The sequence below is a fragment of the Bacillus sp. AF62 genome (assembly GCF_050312695.1).
Classification (GTDB): domain Bacteria; phylum Bacillota; class Bacilli; order Bacillales; family Bacillaceae_G; genus Bacillus_A; species Bacillus_A cereus.
Genome location: NZ_JBNPJZ010000205.1, coordinates 1 through 1003 on the forward strand (window position 1 = coordinate 1; position 1003 = coordinate 1003).

Here is a 1003-nt window from a genome sequence, read left to right on the forward strand (position 1 = left end):
GATTGCCCCCTGTACAATACAGAGTTCAATCCTTATTAGCTGCTTAAATATGTGTCCAACTTTTTGGGTCCAGTTCACGCCGTGGTAAGCTAAAGGGAAGTTCTAAATCGAAAAAATAATATTTAGCAACTGACCACCTTACGGCAACAGTTACTGAGGAGAGATGTTGATAGCATCTCTTCTTTTATTTTATGCATAAAAATAATTTACTATACTCTATTTTTATTATAACAAATATGTTTGAAAAAAGGCAACCCTCATTTCCAGATGTTGAATGAAGGCTGTCTTTTTTTACATAATAAAGAGTACTTAGATTATATCATCATTTCTATTAAAAGAATAGACAGAAACTTTCACAATTATAACAAACTAAATGCATAGGAATAATATGCATTTGATATAAAAAAAAGCGCCTTTATGTTGAAGGCATTTTTGTTTTATTGCAACCATTTTGCTTTTAATAACACATAGATTGTATGTCTACTAACGGAGTATAACATATATTTCGAGCGCATTGATATAAAGAAATTTATGGACCTTATAGGACTCGAACCTATGACCGGACGGTTATGAGCCGTCTGCTCTGACCAACTGAGCTAAAGGTCCATTGGTACGACTAGCTTTCCACACTAGCCGTTGCGATAAGTAAGTATAAGAATTTTAACATATTTTTATTTAAAAAGAAATGATTTTTGGATTCAAAGGTCCAAATACTGGAAAATTTTAATATTGAAATTTATTTTATATATGTTTTTGTATGCTGTTTTCATAAATTTGCACATCTCCCCACATTTTAAATGTTTTCACATCAAATATTTCTTTTTCATTTCCAAAAATTATAACAAAGCCATCCTTTGCTTGTAATACTCTACCAATATCACCATTTGCAAGTGAGATACTGGAAATATGTTGCACAGGCAATATATTTTTTTTACTTATGTAATTGTCTATTGGCATTCCGACAGGGAAAGCCTTTGTTAAATCTTCGTTCTTGTAAGGAGTA

1 protein-coding gene and 1 tRNA gene are annotated in these 1003 nt (G+C 31.4%); both read right to left on the minus strand.

Annotated elements, in window-relative coordinates; translation table 11 throughout:
- Positions 1-532: 532 nt before the first annotated feature.
- Positions 533-606, minus strand: a tRNA-Ile gene (locus ACQRBL_RS32280).
- A 135-nt stretch (positions 607-741) separates the two neighbouring features.
- Positions 742-1003: hypothetical protein (locus ACQRBL_RS32285; protein WP_427736417.1), on the minus strand; the 262-nt coding region annotated here is incomplete at its 5' end.